Annotated in this window: 9 protein-coding genes; 4 read left to right on the top strand and 5 right to left on the bottom strand. The window is 75.5% G+C overall.

Translation table 11 applies throughout. The annotated features are described in order from the left end of the window. Window positions 1–129: 129 nt before the first annotated feature. The 3 genes from ACFYUV_RS05925 to glf are packed head-to-tail and all read left to right on the top strand — an operon-like array spanning window position 130 to window position 3,706. Window positions 130–1,926 carry a carbamoyltransferase gene (locus ACFYUV_RS05925; RefSeq protein ID WP_387665423.1) on the top strand — a complete coding sequence of 599 codons (1,797 nt, stop codon included), beginning with the start codon at window positions 130–132 and terminating at the stop codon, window positions 1,924–1,926. Further along, on the top strand, window positions 1,923–2,561 hold the full coding sequence (locus tag ACFYUV_RS05920; protein WP_387665420.1) for a hypothetical protein: 639 nt from the start codon (window positions 1,923–1,925) through the stop codon (window positions 2,559–2,561). The genes ACFYUV_RS05925 and ACFYUV_RS05920 overlap by 4 nt, the downstream gene beginning before the upstream one ends. Next, window positions 2,558–3,706 carry a UDP-galactopyranose mutase gene (gene glf, locus ACFYUV_RS05915; protein ID WP_387665417.1) on the top strand — a complete coding sequence of 383 codons (1,149 nt, stop codon included), beginning with the start codon at window positions 2,558–2,560 and terminating at the stop codon, window positions 3,704–3,706. The genes ACFYUV_RS05920 and glf overlap by 4 nt, the downstream gene beginning before the upstream one ends. Before the next feature lie 238 nt (window positions 3,707–3,944). On the opposite strand, the gene ACFYUV_RS05910 is transcribed toward glf, so the two are convergent. From ACFYUV_RS05910 to ACFYUV_RS05890, 5 genes are read right to left on the bottom strand one after another with little or no spacing between them, the layout of a single operon-like run. Continuing rightward, entirely contained in the window at window positions 3,945–6,056 is a 2,112-nt protein-coding gene (locus ACFYUV_RS05910; protein ID WP_387665415.1) for a hypothetical protein, read from the bottom strand. Further along, a complete protein-coding gene (locus tag ACFYUV_RS05905) occupies window positions 6,053–9,778 on the bottom strand; it encodes a DUF5682 family protein (RefSeq protein ID WP_387665413.1) in 3,726 nt (1,241 codons plus the stop codon). Before ACFYUV_RS05905 ends, ACFYUV_RS05910 begins: the two co-directional genes overlap by 4 nt. Further along, window positions 9,775–10,926 carry an AAA family ATPase gene (locus tag ACFYUV_RS05900; RefSeq protein WP_387665410.1) on the bottom strand — a complete coding sequence of 384 codons (1,152 nt, stop codon included), beginning with the start codon at window positions 10,924–10,926 and terminating at the stop codon, window positions 9,775–9,777. The genes ACFYUV_RS05905 and ACFYUV_RS05900 overlap by 4 nt, the downstream gene beginning before the upstream one ends. A 33-nt stretch (window positions 10,927–10,959) precedes the next feature. After that, complete coding sequence (locus tag ACFYUV_RS05895) at window positions 10,960–15,813, bottom strand: DNA-binding protein (RefSeq protein WP_387665408.1); 4,854 nt, start codon at window positions 15,811–15,813, stop codon at window positions 10,960–10,962. Further along, window positions 15,810–16,676 (bottom strand): DUF4132 domain-containing protein, encoded by an 867-nt coding sequence (locus ACFYUV_RS05890; protein ID WP_387665406.1) that lies wholly within the window; start codon window positions 16,674–16,676, stop codon window positions 15,810–15,812. Before ACFYUV_RS05890 ends, ACFYUV_RS05895 begins: the two co-directional genes overlap by 4 nt. 342 nt (window positions 16,677–17,018) lie before the next feature. On the opposite strand from ACFYUV_RS05890, the gene ACFYUV_RS05885 reads away from it, so the two are divergent. Beyond that, a complete protein-coding gene (locus tag ACFYUV_RS05885) occupies window positions 17,019–18,614 on the top strand; it encodes an FAD-dependent oxidoreductase (protein WP_387665404.1) in 1,596 nt (531 codons plus the stop codon). Window positions 18,615–18,641 lie beyond the last annotated feature (27 nt).

Below are 18,641 nucleotides of genomic sequence, written 5' to 3'. Positions count from 1 at the left end.
TCGACCCCGGTTGCGGAATATATCCATACGAGTCAGTCAAAAGATAGGTATTGATTTCTTTCCGGACGGTTTGTTAGGAAGATCTCCGACGCGGGGCCGCTGGGTCATGCGCATTGTCAGGGGGCATTCATGTATGTGCTCGGCATCAGCCAGGTCCACGACTCGGCGGCGGCCCTGGTGGCCGACGGGAAGATCGTGGCCTTCGCCGAGGAGGAGCGGTTCACCAGGGTCAAGCACGACGGCCGGTTTCCCGCGCAGGCCGTGCGCTACTGCCTGGAGGAGGCCGGCATCACGCTGGCCGACGTCGACCACGTCGCCTACTACTGGCAGGCGCCCCGCGAGACGTTGCACGCGCTCGGCCACTTCGCCCGGCACCTGCCCCACACGCTGGCCGTCTTCCGCAACGACGCCGGCGACTACGGCGACAAGGCCAGCGGCCTGCTGGAGACGCTGTCCGACCAGAAGGGCCAGGCCCACCCGGACGACTACAACGTGGGCGGCGCGCTGCTGCTGCACCTGCGGCGCGGGTTCACGCTGGAGAAGATCCTGCGCGAGTCGCAGAACTTCCGGGGCCGGACGAAGTTCAAGGTCCACCTGATGGACCACCACCGCGCCCACGCCGCCAGCGCGTTCTTCATCTCGCCGTACCAGGAGTCGGCGATCATCACCTGGGACGGCATCGGCAGCGACGGCACCTCCACCTACCTCGGGCTGGGCAAGGGCGGCCGGATCCACGACATCCGCCGGGTCAAGTTCCCGCACTCGCTGGGCGCCATGTACGCCGGCGTCACCGGCTACCTCGGCTTCAACCCCACCCGGGACGAGGGCAAGGTCATGGGCCTGGCCGCGTACGGCACCGACCGCTACGTGGACGACTTCGCCGACCTGGTCCGCCTGGGCCCCGACGGCCACTTCGAGCTGGACCTGAGCTGGTTCCGGCACCACGCCACCGGCAAGCACCAGATGTCGGCCAAGTTCCTGGAGCGCTTCGGCCCGGCCAGGCCGCGCGAGCGCGCCATCCCCAACCAGCACTACGCCGACGTCGCGTACGCGCTGCAGGCCACGCTGGAGCGCACCGGCCTGCACGTGGCGCGCTGGCTGCAGGCCAAGACCGGGCAGACCCGCCTGGTCACCGCCGGCGGCGTCGCGCTGAACAGCGTCATGAACGGCCGCATCCTGCTGGAGACGCCGTTCGAGGACTTCTTCGCCCAGCCCGCCGCCGCCGACGACGGCTCGGCGCTGGGTGCGGCGCTGCTGCTGGGCGTGGAGAAGTACGGCATGCGCCGCCCGCGCGACGAGGAGTACATCTTCCTCGGCCCGCAGTTCGGCGAGGAGGAGATGGAGCGGGCGCTCCAGGACGCCGGCCTCGACTACCGGCGCACCGACGACATCAACGACACGACGGCGCAGGCGCTGGCCGACGGCAAGATCGTCGGCTGGTTCCAGGGCCGCATGGAGTGCGGGCCGCGCGCGCTCGGCAACCGCTCGATCCTGGCCGACCCGCGCCGCGCCGACGCCAAGGACCGGCTGAACGAGAAGGTCAAGCACCGCGAGCCGTTCCGCCCCTTCGCGCCCTCCTGCCTGGCCGAGCACGCCGGCGAGTACTTCGCCAGCGGCTACCCCTCGCCCGTCATGCTGCTCGTGTTCGACGTGCTGGAGCACCAGCGGGACAAGGTGCCGGCGATCACGCACGAGGACGGCACCGCCCGCGTCCAGACGGTCTCGGCGGCCGACAACCCGCGCTACCACGCGATGATCTCCCGCTTCGCGGAGCTGACCGGCGTGCCCATGGTGGTCAACACCTCGTTCAACGACAACGAGGAGCCCATCGTGTGCACCCCCGAGGACGCCGTGCGCTGCTACCTCAAGACCGACATGGACGCCCTGGCCCTGGGACCGTTCTTCACCGAGAAGGTCGTTCATTGAGGCGTTGGTTGTGGCTGGCGCCCGCCGTCCTGGGCGCCGGGGCGGCCACCCTGATCATGGTGATCCTGCCGCCCGACCGTACTCTGGACAACCCGCTCGAAGCGCTGTGGAAGGTCAGCCCGCTGGTGTTCGCGGTGCTGGCCGTGGCCGGGTTCCCCCGGCGTCCGGGGCTGGGCATGGCGCTGATGTGCGCGCTGGTCGTCGGCTACATGGGCGTGCTCGACACGGTCAACGTGCTGCACATCTTCTCCTACGCCGAGTCCGCCGACCAGAAGGCCGCCTTCCCCGAGCTCTACCAGTTCATGCTCTTCATGAACTCCTTCACCGTGCTGGCCGTGCTGTTCGCCTACCGGCTGGGCGGGGCGCGCTCCGACCGCGTGCTGAAGGTCGGGCTCGCCAGTGTCCTGGTGGTGATCTCCGGGCTGAACGACCTGTCGATGTGGCTGCTCGGCGACTGGCCGCAGGGCCGGCCCGGCACGCTGACGTGGGCCTCGCACATCGCGGTGTTCGTCGGCGGGCCGCCGAGCGTCGCCGTGGCAGTGATCTTCTTCCTCGTCCACCTCGTCCTGGCCGGGGTCGTGCTGGCGCTGCCCGTGCGGCGGTGGCTGGACCGGCTCGTCCCCGCAGCCGCATGAACGCCGACTTAGTCGTCGTCGGCTCCGGTCTGTTCGGGCTGACCGTGGCCGAGCGGTGCGCGTCCGAGCTGGGGATGCGCGTGCTGGTGCTGGAGCGCAGGGACCACGTCGGCGGCAACTCCTACAGCGAGCGCGAGCCGCAGACCGGCATCGAGGTCCACCGGTACGGGTCGCACCTGTTCCACACGTCCAACGCGCGCGTGTGGGAGTACGCCCAGAGGTTCACGTCGTTCACGCCGTACGAACACCGGGTCTATTCGGTGCACAAGGGGCAGGTCTACCCGATGCCCATCAACCTGGGCACGATCTGCGCCTTCTTCGGCCGCCACCTCAGCCCCGACGAGGCCCGCGACCTGGTCGCCCGGCAGGCCGCCGAGGTGACCAGCGCCGGCAACCTGGAGGAGAAGGCGATCTCGCTGATCGGCCGGCCGCTGTACGAGGCGTTCATCCGGGGCTACACCGCCAAGCAGTGGCAGACGGCCCCGGCCGAGCTGCCCGCCGAGATCATCGGCCGGCTGCCGGTGCGCTACACCTTCGACGGGCGCTACTTCGACGACCTCTACCAGGGCCTGCCCACCGACGGGTACGCCGCCTGGCTGGAACGCATGGCCGACCATCCCAACATCGAGATCCGGCTCGGCGCCGACTTCTTCGACGTGCGGGAGAGCCTGGCCGGCGCGGTGCCCGTCGTCTACACCGGGCCGCTGGACCGCTACTTCGGCTACGCCGAGGGCGAGCTGGGCTGGCGGACGCTCGACTTCGAGACGTCCGTGCTGCCGACCGGCGACTTCCAGGGCACGTCGGTGATCAACTACGCCGACGAGGACCTGCCGTGGACGCGCGTCCACGAGTTCCGCCACCTGCATCCCGAACGCACCTGGTACCCGTCCGACGCCACCGTGATCATGCGGGAGTACTCGCGCTTCGCCGGCCGGGCCGACGAGCCGTACTACCCGATCAACACGCCGCAGGACCGCGCCCGGCTGCGCCGGTACCGCGACCTGACCAAGGGCGAGCGGGACGTCTGGTTCGGCGGACGCCTGGGCACCTACCAGTACCTCGACATGCACATGGCCATCGCCGCCGCCCTCACCCTGTACGAAAACCGCCTCCGCCCCCACTTCGCCCCCCACGCCTCCGAATAGGACTGCCCCTCCCACACCTGGGCTTGGGGCCGTCTCCCCCACACCTCCTGGTGGGATGGCCCCCTCTCACCCCGGGCTTGGGCCGTTTCCGCCATGCCTTCTGGTGGGGCGGCCAGCTCTCGCGCGCGGGGCCATCACCGCGCGGCTGCCCTTTCGCCCTTTTCACGCCCCCACCACACCCCTTCGCCTCCCGCGGGACCGGGCCGCCCGTGTGGTGGGCGGCCCGGTCGCCGGTTGTTCAGGGGGTGGCCTGCCAGGAGGTGCGGACGAGGGCGCGTTCGGTGGCGGCCAGGTGGGTCGCCGCCGTGAGCCAGGCGCGGGCGTACCCGTCCGGATCGGCCTCGGCCGGCCTGCCGAACACGTCACGTTCACGCCGGTCGGCCTCGTCGGCGAGCGCGACGGCCAGGTCGGCGGCCGTGCGGAACCCGGCGCGGCGCAGGGACGCGGCCTGCCCGCGGGCGTCGCCGCCGCGCGCGGACTCGGCGACCGCCCTGCGTCCGCCGGAGACCGCCAGCTCGACCAGCCGGCGCACCCGCCACAGCGGCGCGCCGTCCAGCGGGTCCATCTCGGCGTACGCGTCCCGGCCGGGCGAGGGGTCGGCGTCGGCGGGCGAGGGGCCGGCGTCGGCGGGTGGCAGGTGCGAGCCCTGGAGGCGGTCGTAGCCGAGGTCGGCCCGGCCCTGCCACTCGGGGGGCAGCCTGAGCGTCGCCTCCTCCCCCGCGACCGGCCCCACGGCGAGCGGGACGAGCGTCGCCGCCCGGCCGGGCTCGACCCTGGCCACCACGCGCACCCGCAGGCCGGGGCGCGAGGCGAGCCGCCGCAGGTTCTCGACGTACGCGAGATCGGGATGACGGTTCGCCGGAACCAGCCGGACCACCGGCCCCTCACCGCCGACCACCGCTCCCCCGGCTTCGGCCGGTTGTGGCGGGGCGGTGGGTGGGAGGTGGCGGGCCAGGACGTGGTCGCCCGCCGCGCCGACGATCACCAGGTCGCAGCCGACCGGCTCCCGTACCTGCTCGGCGGCCTCCTCCTCGCTCCACGCCCCCGCCGACAGCCGGGCCCCCACCGCTTCGGACAGCGGCCGGGCGAACAGCGCGCCGAGCGGCCCGTCCGTCCAGGCCAGGCCGGCGACCGGGGTGGCCCGTACGCCCTTGCCCGCGCCGAGGCGGCCGTCCGGGGACACGGTGGCTCCGGCGATCAGCAGTCCGCCCCGGGCCAGTTGCGCGTGGCTCATCATGGCCGCCCCGATGGCGACGGTCGCGGTCGCCGCGCCACGGGCACGGGCCGGGCCCCCGGGCTTGACGTCGGCCACCGAGAACCAGCGTCCGTCGTCGGTGACGAGGTGGGTGACCACCCCGCCGTAACCGGTGCTGCTGATCACGGGCTCGCGGAAGACGCCGTACACCTTCAGGCCGCCGTTCGGACGGTAGCCGCGCCGTACGGTGCCGACCAGCGCCGGGTCGGGATCGGACGCGGCCAGCCGGCCCACGGTGAGCAGCAACTCCCGCAGGGCGGAGACCAGGTCGGCGAGGCGGTGGCTGTCGTAGCGGGCACGGGCGGCGCGCAGCCCGCGCACCACCCGCAGTGTGGCGGCCTCGGCCCTGGGCAGCCCGGCCAGGCGGGCGGTGTGGGCGGCTCTGAGCAGCTCGGCCTGCGGCACCGCGCCCGCGCCCGGCACACCCGCCGACAGCACGGCGGCCGCCGCCCGCCACAACCCCGCGGCCGCCGCCACCTGCGCCGCCCCGGGCGCAGCCGGAACGACCGCCTCCCCCGAGCCCCGCCCAGATCCGGCGCCCGCCTGCCCGGCCCCTGAGCCCGCCCCGGACGCAGCACCCACCTGCTGCCCGGCCCGTGGACCCGACCCGGAGTCGCCACCCGCCTGGTCGGCTTCTGGGCCGGGCCCCGGCTCGGCGCCCGCCTGGTGGGTGTCCGGTCGCCGGCCGGGTTCGGTGGCCGGCTGGGCGGGGCGTCCGTCGGTGGAGGGCGTGTCCGGTTGCCCGGAACGGGACGGGGATGTGTCCGTCTCCACGTCCAGGGGCAGGGTGTCGGCCGGGTCGGCCAGGGGGCAGGCGGTGAGGAGGGCGGCGCGGTGGAGGCAGCGGGGAGCGAGGAGGCAGGAGCAGCGGGCCTGCCCCTCCTCCGCGATCACCCCCGACGGCCCCGGCGACAGCGTGACCACCGCGTCCTCGCCGCACGTGACCACCACGTCGGTGCCGTCGGCCACCCGGCCGAGGGCGGCGTACTGGTCGACGGCCGCGTCCAGCTTCTTGCGCAACCTGCTGGTCAGACCGTCGACGGCGGCGGCCACCACGTGCGGCGCGGCGGGCGGGAGCGTTGCAGAGGTGTTCACCGGACTTCTCCCCGGAGGCGGTCCCCCACCCAGCGGGCGAGGGCGAGCGGGCTGAGCGCGGCGACCGGCATGCCGGCCGCGACGAGCTGCTGGGCGATGGGCAGCGAGTAACGGGGCACGCCCTGGTCGTCGAGCGCCGCGCAGCCCATCAGGTGGACGCCGGACCCGGCCAGCGAGCGCACCTCCGCGAGCAGGCCGCCCACCGGGTAGCCCTCCTCGAAGTCGCTGACGACGACCACGAGCGTACGGCTCGGCACGGTGACCAGCGTCCGGGCGTGCGCGAGCCCGGCGGCGATGTGCGTGCCACCGCCGACCCGCACTTCGAGCAGCAGGGACAGCGGGTCCTCCACCCGGTCGGTCAGGTCGATCACCTGGGTGGAGAACGCCAGGAAGTGCGTCGAGAGCGTCGGCACGCCCGCGAGGACGGCCGCCGTCAGCGCGGACCACACGACCGACGCCTCCATCGACCCCGACACGTCGACCACGAGGATCAGCCGCCAGTCGGCCTCCTTCCTGGCCCGCGTGCTGAACACCGGCCGTTCCGGCACCACCACGAGCCGCCCGTCGTCGAGGCGGCGGGTGTGGGCCAGGTTGGCGCGCAGCGTGCGCGGCAGGTCGAGCCGGCCGCCGGGCCTTCTGGTCGGACGCGGGCTTGCCAGGCCGGTCAGCGCGGGTCTCAGCCGGGTCGCCAGCTCGCGGGTCAGCTCGGCGACCAGGCGGCGGACGAGCGGCCTGAGCTTGGCGACCTGCTGCTCGGGCAGCCCACCGGCCAGCGACAGCACGGACGTCAGCAGCTCGACGGACGGCCGCACGGCGGCGGGGTCCAGCTCGGCGAGCACGTCGTGCCGTCCGGCGTCGGCGGCCCTGGCCAGCACTTCCTCGCGTACGTCGCCGCCGAACAGGGACTCCAGCTCGTCGGCCCATTCGCGGGCCGTGGGGAACGGGTCGCCCTGGCCTCCGGTGTCGCCCTGCTGCCCGAAGTCGTCGGCGCCCTCGCCGCGGCCGGCGCCGTAGAGCTCGTCCAGGGCGCGGGCGTACGGGCGGGCGCCGGCGGGCAGCCGCTCGCGCTCCTGCCCGAGCAGCAACCGCCACCGGTCGGCCGGACCGATCCGCATCCCGCCCTCCACCCGCCGCCCGGACACCGGCTCCCCGCATGCCGCCTGGCGCGTGGACACCGGAGGCACCGGTTCCCCGCCCTCCACCAGCGGGACCGGACCGCCCTGCGAGGCCGCGGCGTCCTGCGAGACCGGGGCGTCCTGCGAGACCGGGGCGTCGGGCGAGGCCGGGGCGTCGTGCGGGGGGAAGAGGCCGAGGGTGTGCAGGGCCGTCAGGCCGGCCAGGTCGGCGGCGGTCCAGGTGGCCAGCAGGTCGGGCGGCGCGTCCAGCGTCAGGTCCGGACGGTCCCCGAGCCGCTCGGACACCGCCGCCAGCAGCCGGCCGCGCGCCGCCGGGGCGAGCGTGTCGAACCCACCGCGCAGGGCGGGCAGCCGGTCGAGGAACTCCTTGTCCGCCAGCTCGTCCACCCGGTCCATCAGCGGGCCGAGCGCGGCGGGCGCCGCCTGGAGCAGCGGTCCGGCGGCCGTGAGCACGCCGGTCAGCAGCAGGCTCAGCCGGCGGCGGCCGTCCGGGGTGGTGGCGGTGTCGATCCAGCCGGCGGCCCGCGCGCCCAGGAGCTCGGGGCCGTCCAGGTCGAGCAGCACGCGGGCGGCCAGCGCGGCCCCCTGGACGAGCGGCGCCCCGGTGCTCGCGAGCGCGCCCAGCGCGTCGTCCAGCCGCAGGCCCAGCCGGTCCTCCCCGGCCCGCGTGGCGAGCGCGACCAGCGCGACCGCGTCCTCGGGCCGGTCGCTGCCGGCGAGTCCGGGCAGCGACCGGACCGCGGCCTCCAGCAGCGTGACGGCCAGCTCGCCCGCCTGCTCGCGTCCTTCCGGCGTGGTGCCGGGAAGGTGCTCGCGACGCAGCGCCTCCAACAGGTCGAGGGCGTCGAGCAGCTCGGGAAGGGTGGCCGTGGCGGGCAGTGTGCCGGCGGCGTCGGCCAGCCGCTGCCCGACCAGCTCCGGCAGGTCGCAGCGGGCGGCGGCGCGCAGCCCGTCGAGGATGGTGCGGCAGGTGGGGCCGCCGTCCGCGGACTCGCGCCGGTAGGTCTCCCGCAGCGTGCCCGCCGCGGCCTGCGCCGGGGTCACGCCCCGGACGCCGGCCAGGTCGAGCAGCGCGGGGGCGGCGGGCGTCCAGGACAGGCGCCATTTGGTGGTGAGCGCGCCGGCGTCGCCGGTGCCCGCGACCTGGATCGGCTCGCCGTAGCCGATGCCGCACACGTGCAGCCGGCGCAGCAGCACCTCCCGGCGCGCGTCCAGGTCGGAGCGGAGCGGGTCGAGGCGCACCTCGCGCGGGTCGGGGTCGTCCGGGCAGGGCAGCCTGAGCGCGGCCAGCTCCTCCTCGACGGCGGGACCGAGCCCTGAGCGGGGGGTGCCGGGGGCGGTGCGGCCCCTGGCCGTCCCGACGAGCACCGTGTCGAGCGCCTTGGCCAGCGCGCGTCCGCGGCCCAGGGGTTCGCCCTGGCCGAGGACGGTCGTCACCGCCTCCAGCAGCTCGCCGCGGCCGGGTGCGGGCAGGCCGCGCAGACGGGCGAGGTCGCACGCCAGGCGCAGCGTCTCGACGGCCTCGCCGGTGCCCGCCGTGTGCCCGGCGGCCCGCAGCTCCCTGCACAGGTCGGTGATCGCGCGGGCGGCGCCGTCCCTGACCCGGTCCGGCACGCCGTCCGCCTCGAACACCGCCTGCTGCCAGCGCGGGTCGCGGATCCCGGCCGGGTAGCCCGACCGGGAGTCGAGCAGATCGAAGGCGTACGGGACCAGCGAGGTGACGGCCCGCGCCCCATCGGGCGCGGACCCAGCGGGCGCGGACCCAGCGGAGGCGGTGGGAGCGGAGTCGGAGGGGGCGGAGGCGGGGGCGGGGGTGTCGTCGGTGGCGAGCAGGGCGGGGGCGTGGAAGGCGCCCACGACCGCGGTGACCCGGCGTCCACCGGCCGCGGCGGCGGACACCACGCGCCGCATGTACGCCTCCCGCGCCAGATCCCTGGCCTGGACGCCGCCGCCCGCAGCCGCGTCGCGCCGCAGCGCCCAGCCGACGCCGAGCGCGGCCCGGCGGACGGCCTCCGGCTCGCAGCCCGGCGCCAGGACCTCGACGGCCCGGTCCCACATGTCGTCGCCCGCCCGCCCGGTGCCCGCGGCGGCCAGCGCGTCGGCGAAGCGCGGCGCGTCGGCGGCTTCAGCCTCAGGCCCGGCGGCCTGCCGGCCCTCGGCGGCCTCGGCCTCGGGTCCGGCGGCCTGCCGGCCCGGGTCCGACAGCGGGAGGTCGCAGCACAGCACCTCCACGCCGCGCTTGGCCGCCCACCGGATCGCCACCAGCTCAGGGGAGAAGTCGGCGAACGGGTAGAAGCCGAGCCCGTCCGCGCCGTTCCCGGCCAGGGCGACCGGGGCGACGGTGGCCGGGTCGGCGAGGTGGGGCAGCCACTGCTGGAAGTCGGCGGGCAGCTCGACGCACACCGTCTCCGGGTCGGCCGCCTCCAGCAGCTCGGGCAGCACGACGGCCAGGGCCGGGCTGTGGTGCCGCACCCCCACCAGGTACGGCCGGGTCGCAGCGGCCAGCCCGGCCACCACCACCCGCGGATCCGCCGGGTCGAGCGGCGCGGCCGGGGTGGCCGGGTCGGTCGGGGTGTGGGGGGTCAACGGAGGTTCTCCCGCAGGTCCCAGAGGCGGCGCCACATGGCCGAGCCGTCCTCGGCGCGCCGCCGCACCGGCCCGTCCCAGTAGCCGAGCAGCCGTCCGTGGTCGGCGGGGTCGTCCTTGCGCACGACGCCCAGCAGGTGGCCGGGCACCAGGTCGAGGATGTCGCCACCCGGCAGGTACGCGGCCGCGACGCCGAGCGAGGCCGCCACCTGCACCGCCTCGGCGGTCGACATCACGGTGCCCGGCCGCTCGACGTCCCAGCCCTCGCCGGACCGTCCGGTGCGCAGGTCGCGGAAGACCGTGACCAGCGCCTCCAGCACCGCGTCGTCCACGGCGAACCCGGCGCCGGCGCGCTGGACGACCGCCGTGGCCTGCCGCCGCACCAGGGACGTCTCGGCCGCGGCGTCGGAGATGGGATCGACGGTCTCGAAGTTGAAGCGCCGCTTGAGCGCGGCCGACATCTCCGACACGCCGCGGTCGCGGAGGTTGGCCGTGGCGATCACCGTGAACCCGGGGACGGCGGCCACCTGCGCGTCGTCGGTCCCGGCCAGCTCGGGGACGCTGACCCGCCGGTCGGACAGGATGGACACCAGCGCGTCCTGCACCTCGGGCAGGCAGCGGGTGATCTCCTCGACCCTGGCCACCCGCCCCGATCGCATGGCGGTCAGCACCGGGGAGTCCACCAGCGCGCCCCGGCTCGGCCCCTGGGCCAGCAGCAGCGCGTAGTTCCAGCCGTAGCGGAAGGCGTCCTCGGTGGTGCCGGCGGTGCCCTGGACGGTGAGCGCGCTGGTGCCGCAGACGGCCGCGGCCAGCAGCTCCGACAACATCGACTTGGCCGTGCCGGGCTCGCCGACCAGCAGCAGGCCGCGCTCGCCGGCCAGCGTCACGACGCAGCGCTCGACCAGCGCGCGTTCGCCGACGAACTTGGGCGCCACCTTGAGCTTGGACGGCAGGCCGTCGCGGGCGGGCAGGGAGAGGGTCTCCTCGCCGCTGCCGCAGATGAAGGTCACGACGGCGCGCGGCGTCAGCAGCCAGCCGGGCGGGCGGGGGCCGTCGTCGTGGGCGGCGAGGAAGGCCAGTTCGGTGGCGTACCGCTGCTCGGCGGAGACCACCTGCGTGGCGGGGGTCGCCTCGTCGGTGAGGGTCATGGGGTTTCGTGTCCTTCGTGTGTGATGACAGGGTCAGCGGCGGCGGCCGCGTTTGACGTCGAGCTGCTCGAACCGGGGCACGTCGCCGTCCTGGACGCGCCGCCAGGCCCTGGCGTACAGGTCGGCCACGGGTTCGCCGGGCACGAGGAGGCCGCCGAGGCCCGCGTTCGGGCTGAACATCGGGAGCTTCCACTGCTCCAGCGGGAGCCGCGGCGTGCGCTCCTCCGACCAGCCGCCGGTCAGGAACAACGAGCGTCCGGCGCGGGCGCGCACGGCCTGGACGACCAGGTCGGTGCGGGCCAGTTCGGCCCGCGCGGCCTTGAGCCGGGCCGGCTTCCAGCCGGTCCACCGGGCGGTGTTGCGGTCGGTGGGGTCGGGCATGGCCAGCAGCATCAGGTAGACGGCGGCGGCGTCCTCGCCGAGGCCGTGCGCCTTGGCGACGTCCACCACCAGGTCGGGCACCGAGCGGGTGGGGTCCTGCGGCCACCAGGTCCCGTCGGCGTCCCGGTCGCCCTGGGCGGGGTCGCCGGGGTCGGCCAGCAGCGCCGCGAAGCGCGGGTCGAGGGCGGTGCGCAGCGCGGACACGGCGGGGAACGAGCCGTTGAGCCCAATCAGGGCCCGCAGGTAGGGGTCCTCTCCGGCCGCGTCGAGCAGGTGCGGGCGGAGCGCGGGCGAGGGCTGGCTGTCGTAGGTGGCCATGACGACCGCGCCGTACCGCTCGTAGCCGTCGCCGACCTCGGTCGGCGTGCCCGCGACCTTCTTGAACGCGGGCAGGCCGACGTACTGGTCGAGGTCGATCAGCAGCCCGGGGTGGGCGAGCCGGTCGCGGACCGCCGACAGGGCGGCGGGCAGCCCGGCGCGCAGCGGATCCCCGGCCGGCAGCCGGTGGGCCAGCCAGGCGGCCGTGGCGACGGCCGTGACCAGCGACCGCTCGCCGAACCCGGTGCCCTGGCCGACGGGGTGGACGCGGTCGCCGCGCACCTCCCACTCCAGGTCCACGCTCAGCTCGGGAGCGGCGGCGGGGTCGAGCACGGCGCGCAGGGCGGGCGCCGGGTCGTCCAGGATGCGCAGCGTGCGGGCGGCCTCGCCGAGCAGCCATTCGGGCAGGGCGAGCCGCTGCCCGACGCGCTCGTTCCACACCCGCGCGGCGGCGGCCGCGTCGGGGCCGTCGGTCCACAGGCGGGCCGGGTCGGCGGGCAGCAGCGCCGCTGTGACGGCCCGCCGCACGCCGGCGCCGAGGGCGCGCAGCTCGTCCTTGGCGACGGCGGCCTCGGCCACCTTCACGCCGATCGTCGCGCGGGCCTCCTTGTCGAGGAAGGTCCGCGCGTAGGTGTCCACCTGCGGGAACCCGGCCACGACCAGCCGCGCGGCGGTCCATGAGACCCCGGTGAGCCGGGCGAACTCCTCGGCGGCGGCGTCGTGCCAGGGGGCCGGGCCGCGCGCGGCCGCCTCGGTGAGGAACGCCGCGAACCAACTCGCCTCCCGGTCCCCGCCGACGGGCGAGGTGTCGCGGACCGTGTAGGGCGCGGGCACCTCGAACACCTCGGCGGGGTCGTGGCACAGCGCCGTCCATTCGAGCCCGTCGGCGTCCGTCTCGCGCAGGTCGAGGAAGGCGACGAACGCGCCGCCGCCCAGCGGCAGCACGCCCGAGAGCGAGCCGTCCGCCGGGGCGCCGTCCGCGCCGACCATGTGCTCGCGCCTGAGCGTCACCGTCATGCGGCGCCAGCGGGACGAGCCGGCCGCGACCGGCAGGCCGCCGTCGCGCAGCTCGCCGAGCAGCACGCCCAGCGCGTCCCGGTGCTCGGCCGGGGTGGTCGGCGCCGCGCACCGGTACGCCACGGCGGCGCAGTGGTCGAGCAGGCGCTCCCATCGCAGGCCGGAGGCCGGCATCCCGGGCAGGCGGAGGTGGTTGGCCACCTGCGGGCGGTCCTGACCGGCGGTCACGGCCCCGCCCACCGCGCGGATCTGCTGGAAGGCGGCGTCGGCGTTGTGGCGGTGGTAGCCGCGGCCGTCGCCGATGCCGTTGAGCGCCTCGTCCAGCAGCAGGTCGGCAGGCCCGGACGGGCCCCGCTCGGCGGCCGGGTCGCCGGCCAGCGCGCGGTTGAGGTTGGCCACGACGGCGCGCACCGCGTCCTGCTGGGTGGCGGCGAAGCCGACGATCCCGGCCACGCCCTTGACCAGCGCCTCGTGGGTGATGCCCGGCAGCAGCGCGCGGACGGCCGCCGCCAGGTCGGCGCCCTGCGGCGTGGCCGCTTCAAGCAGGGCCGCGGCGGTCTCGCGGTCCGCGCGGCGCAGCGCCGCCGAGCCTTCGAGGTCGCGGGGGCGCAGGCAGTACCAGTAGCGCTCGGGCGGCAGGATGGGCGTGCCCGCGCCGAAGGCGCCCGGCTTGGCGTCGGTCCGGTACTCGGCCAGGACGACGCCGTCGGCGTCCACGAGGCTGATCCGGTAGCTGCCGCGCACGACGGCGCAGGCCCGATCCGTGCCCGGGAACGTCAGCAGCCGCACCGGCACTCCGGCGTCCGGCGGCAGCGTCACCGAGACGCCGGACAGGTCCTCGGCGCGGTGGGAGCCGTCGGGCAGCTCGACCACGCGCAGGCCGTACAGGCCGTCCACGGGGGCGCCGACCGGGGTGGGCTCGTCGGAGGGCGCGGGCAGCAGCCAGCCCCCGGATGGCCGGACGTCCGGGATGCCGGCGAGGAAACCGGGCAGCGACTTCCTGCCGACGCCGCCGCCGGCGGGGTCGAACTCGTACCAGCCGCTGTCGTGCTCCGCCCAGATCCACGTCCAGAACGACGTGCCGTCGGTGAGCAGGGGCCGCTCGTCGGGGACGGCCGTGTCACCGGCGTGCAGCACGCCGTGGCCGGTGGTGCGGCCGCCGCCGGGCACGGCCAGGCTGACCGGGTCGTCGCCCTGGTAGTAGTCCAGCCGCGTGCCCCGGCTCCGGTCGGTCCCGTCCAGGTCGCGCACCCGGTCGGCGGAGGTGTGCCAGTAGCCGCGCAGGCCGTTGGCGCGGTCGCGGGAGTCCCAGTAGACGAGCAGCTCGCCGTCCACGTAGTGGAAGCCGGGATCGCTCCAGGTGTCGTCCCTGGGGACGCGCAGGTCGTGGGTGAGCAGGACGCCGTCGGCCGAGAGCACCCGGGCCTGCGCCGTGCCCGCGACGACCAGGTTCGGCCAGGCGTCGCAGACGACGAGGTCGTCGATGTCCTTCTCCGGCACGAGCTGGGTGGCGGCCTGCTCGAAGGCGGGCCAGCCCAGCTCGTCGATGACGCCGGAGCGCAGGGCGCGGGCCAGCACCCCGGCCACGTCGGCGTCGGTCACCGCCTGGCGCACCTCGTCCTCGGCCAGGGCCAGGGCCTCGCCGGGCAGCCAGGACAGGCAGCACAGGGCGTCGGGCAGGTTGGACAGGCCGGCGGCGGCCGATCGGCGGGCGACCAGGCGTACCCACTCGGTCAGCAGCGGACGCCCGCCCGGCGCGGCGGCCAGCGCGCGGACGGTGGCCCTGCCCTCGTCGTCGTGGTCGAGGTAGTCGGCGCCGCGCCGGAAGGCGGTGTGGAAGCGGCCGTCGGCGGCCAGGGCGAGCAGGTCGCGGCGGTCGTCGTGTCCCGCCCAGTGCGTCAGCCGGAGCCGGGCGCCGTCGCCGGGGTCGGCCAGGGGGATGCCGAGGGCCAGCAGCAGGTCGATCAGGTCGGCTTCGTCGTCGACGGCGATCGTCGAGCCGGTCGCGGCCAGCTCGGCGCGCAGCCGGTCGGCCATGCGCTCGATCAGGGCGTGCAGGGCGGGCAGGTGCGGCGCGACGCCCCAGGCCCGCTGCCGCGCGGCGAGGAACCTGCGCAGCCAGCCGGCGGCGCCGTCGGCCGGGCGTTCGGACTCGGGCACGTCGGTGTGCAGGCCGGCGGTCGCGCCCGCGCTCTCCAGGATGTCGAGCCAGAGGCCCGGCAGCTCCCGGTCGTGGCTGTCGGGGATGACGTTCAGCAGCGTGCCGCGCAGCTCCGGCCGCTGCCTGGCCAGCGCCGCGACGGCCGGGGCGTGGGACCTCCACCAGCCGGTCGGGGCCTGCATGGCGGCCGGCAGGGCCAGCACCTCGGCCAGGTAGTCCTGCTCGGCCGCCTCGGCGTCCACGCCGGCGGCCTTGGCGAGCCTGCGGATGTCGGCGGCCATCTGCGCCGAGGGGGCGAGGCCGCCGGCGGTCCTGCGCACGCACAGCCGCGCGTACCTGTTCAGCGCCTCCGCGGCGGGCAGGCGGGCGGTCAGCTCCTTGGCGTACCCGGACAGCGCCTTGACCGGCAGCGCCCCGGCCAGCGCGAACTCCAGGAACACCGCGTCGAGGCGGTCGTCGTCCACGGGGAGGCCGTGCTGGGCCTCGGCCCGGCGGGCGGCGGAGAAGAGCTGCCCGGCGTACTGGGCGTTGTCGGCCGCGGTGAACACGCGGGCGGCCTGCTCGTAGAAGGTCGGCAGGAAGTGCGGGACGGACGCGGCGAGCTGCCCGGCCAGGCGCTGGTAGGCGTCGAGCGCCGTCTTGGGCTTGGTCCTGGCCTGCCGGGCGACGCGCTCCAGCTCCGGCACGACGGCCAGGGCGTGGTGCCCGTCCTGGGGGTGGTGGACCAGCACCCATTCGGGGAAGCCGAGCGAGCGCCGCAGGCCCAGGCCGACCACCGCGGCCTCGCCCTCGGGCACCAGGCCGAGGAAGCCGCCCACCGCGTCCTCGGCGCCGCTCAGCTCCTCGGTGACCAGGCGCACGATCACCCGGTCGTCGAGGCCGGGGTGCCGGTAGGCGCGGGCGACCAGCGGCACGGCCCGCTCCCCCGCGCCCTCGGTGCCGGCCGGCAGCACCGCGCCGGCGTCGAGCAGCTCCCGCGCCTCGGCGTTCTGCGAGATGTCCCCGGTCATGCGCTCTTCCCCTCTTCGACCTGCCGGCCGGCGTGCAGCGCGGCGGCCATCCTCATGCCTTCCGACCAGGCGACCGGGCCGACCTCGCGCAGCGTGAGCGTCCTGCCGTCCTGGTCGCGCCAGGTGAGATCGCCCGTGGACGTCTCGCTGTCCCAGTAGGGCTCGCCGATCCAGACGGCGGCCTCGGTGAGCCGGCCGGCGTCGCGCACCTGGCAGGTGGCGTAGCCGCCGGAGACGCGGTAGCCGAGCTGGGTGGCGCGGGCCGCCACGCCGAACCGGGAGGCGTACGTGCCGCCCGCGAAGTCCTTCACCTGGCGCACCCCTTCGCCCTGGTCGGCGGGCTTGCGCCAGATGGCCCGGTGGATCTGCTCGACCTTCTGCGTGATGCCCAGCTCGGCGGCGAACTCGCGCAGGTCGTCGAGGTCGGGCAGGAGCACCGGGTGCGGCAGCGTCACCGTGCGCGGGGCCAGCCTGACGGTCTCGCCGTCGAGGTTGACCATGCGCAGCTCGCCGGAGGAGGTCGCGTCGCGCAGGAAGCCCACCTCGTCGGGGTCGTCGCCGACGACCGCCACGTCACGCAGCGCCGTCCGCCACGCCTCGTCCGGCCACACCCTGGCGATCAGCTCGGTCGGCACGGGCAGCGAGGACACCATCCAGGCGTCCACGTGCGCCACACAGGATGCGGCGTGCCGGTCGAGCCATTCGGCGAAGCGGCGCAGCCGGTCCGCCTCGGGGTGCTCGCGCACCGCCTTCGGCAGTGTCTTCAGCTGCCGTCCGGCCGAGCGGCCGGACGTGGCCCTGGCCGTGACCCGGCCCTCTATCAGGGCGACCTCGTACGCGTCGCCCGCCGCCAGCCAACCCAATTGCCGCCGCCTCTCCTCGTGCAGGCATGGCGTGAGGCCATGCCGTGAAGCCATGGGAATGTGTCGAGGCGCGGATCGATCTCCCGCCGCCACGTTGCGCGGAACGTTATCGGCGATCACTGACAAATGCCTACCGACTGCCCGACGAGCCGGTTACGGGGCCGGGTCACCCCGGCGAGCGGGGGCGCACGGGGATGGCGTGAATTCCCTCCGTACCGGCTAAAGAGCAGGGCAGGATCGGCGCGCGCAGGCTACGGGCGCGGGCGGCGGGGGTAGGCCAGTCCGGGCCGGGCGCGCCGGCCGGGGAACGGGCGCGCGGCTCGCTCGACAGGGGGATGGCCGGTGAAAGTCGTCGTCGATCTGACGCGTTGCCAGGGGTACGGGCAGTGTGCCTTCCTCGCGCCCGACGTCTTCACCATGCGCGAGGAGTCCCTCCTGTACGACCTCGACCCCGGCGACGAGCGGCGCGAGCACGTGCTGCGCGCGGCGGCGGCCTGCCCCGTCCAGGCCATCCACCTCGACTGGACGGCCACCCGGCTCACGCCCGAGCCGCCCGGCCCGCCGGCGCGCGGGATGACCGACGGGCGCATCGTCATCGTCGGCGCGTCCCTGGCCGGGGCGCGGGCCGCCGGCGTGCTCAGGCGGGAGGGCTTCACCGGGTCGCTGACCGTGATCGGCGACGAGCCCGCCGAGCCGTACGACCGGCCGCCGCTGTCCAAGCAGGTGCTCATGGGGCAGGTGGCGCCCGACCACGTCATGCTGCCCCACCTGCGCGAGGTCGAGGCCGAATGGTTGTGGGGCACCCGGGCGACGGGCCTGGACGTGGCCGGCAAGCGCGTCCTGCTGGCCGACGGCCGCGAGGTCGGCTTCGACCGGGTGCTGCTGGCCACCGGCACCCGCGCCCGGCCCTGGCCGCACGAGGAGCAGGCCCGGCTGACGGGCGTGCACACGCTGCGCTCGATGCGGGACGCCGCCGGCCTACGGGAGGCGCTGGCCGCCCGCCCCAACCGGGTGCTCATCCTGGGCGCCGGGTTCACCGGCAGCGAGATCGCCTCGGTCTGCCGCGAGCTGGACCTGCCCGTGACGGTCGTCGAACGCGGCCCGGCCCCGCTCGTCAACGCCCTCGGCGGCGTGATCGGCGACGTCGCCGCCCAGCTCCACCGCGAGCACGGCGTGGACCTGCGATGCGGCACCACGGTCACCGCGCTGGAGGGCGACGGGCAGGGACGGCTGCGCGGCGCCCATCTGTCGGACGGCAGCACGGTCGAGGCCGAGGTCGCCGTCGTCGCACTCGGCTCGGTGCGCAACGTCGAGTGGCTGCTCGACTCGGGGCTGGCCGCCGGTGTGTGGGGCGTGGCCTGCGACGCCGGCTGCCGCGCCGTGGACACCAACGGCCTGGTGACCGACGACGTCTTCGTCGCCGGCGACATCGCCCGCTTCCCGCACCCGCTGTACCAGTACCAGTTCATGACGCTGGAGCACTGGGGGAACGCCGTCACCCAGGCCGAGATCGCGGCCCACAACATGGTCAGCGACCAGACCCACCGCTGGCCGCACCTGTCGGTGCCGGTGTTCTGGTCCAGCCAGTTCGGGGTCAACATCAAGTCGGTGGGCGTGCCCACCTTCGCCGACGAGCTCGTCGTCACCCAGGGCTCGACGGACGAGCGCCGCTTCGTCGCCGTCTACGGCTACAAGGGCCGGATCACCGCCGCGGTCACCTTCGACCAGGGCATGTGGCTGGAGTTCTACCAGCGGCTGATCGAGCGGGCCACGCCCTTCCCGCCCGCCTTCCGGCACGTGGACATGCGGGGGGAGGCGCGGCCCGTGCCGGCCCGGGTGCCCGAGCGGCTGGTCGCGGCCGAGGGGGCGACGGTCGTGGTGACCGGCCACGACCCGGCCGAGCGGCGCGCCTCGCTGCTGCACGAGCCGCAGAGCTGACCCGGCAGGAACCCAAGGACAGGAGTG

The sequence above is a fragment of the Nonomuraea sp. NPDC003560 genome (genome assembly GCF_042878785.1).
Lineage (GTDB): Bacteria > Actinomycetota > Actinomycetes > Streptosporangiales > Streptosporangiaceae > Nonomuraea.
This window is presented reverse-complemented; position numbering and strand designations above follow the sequence as displayed.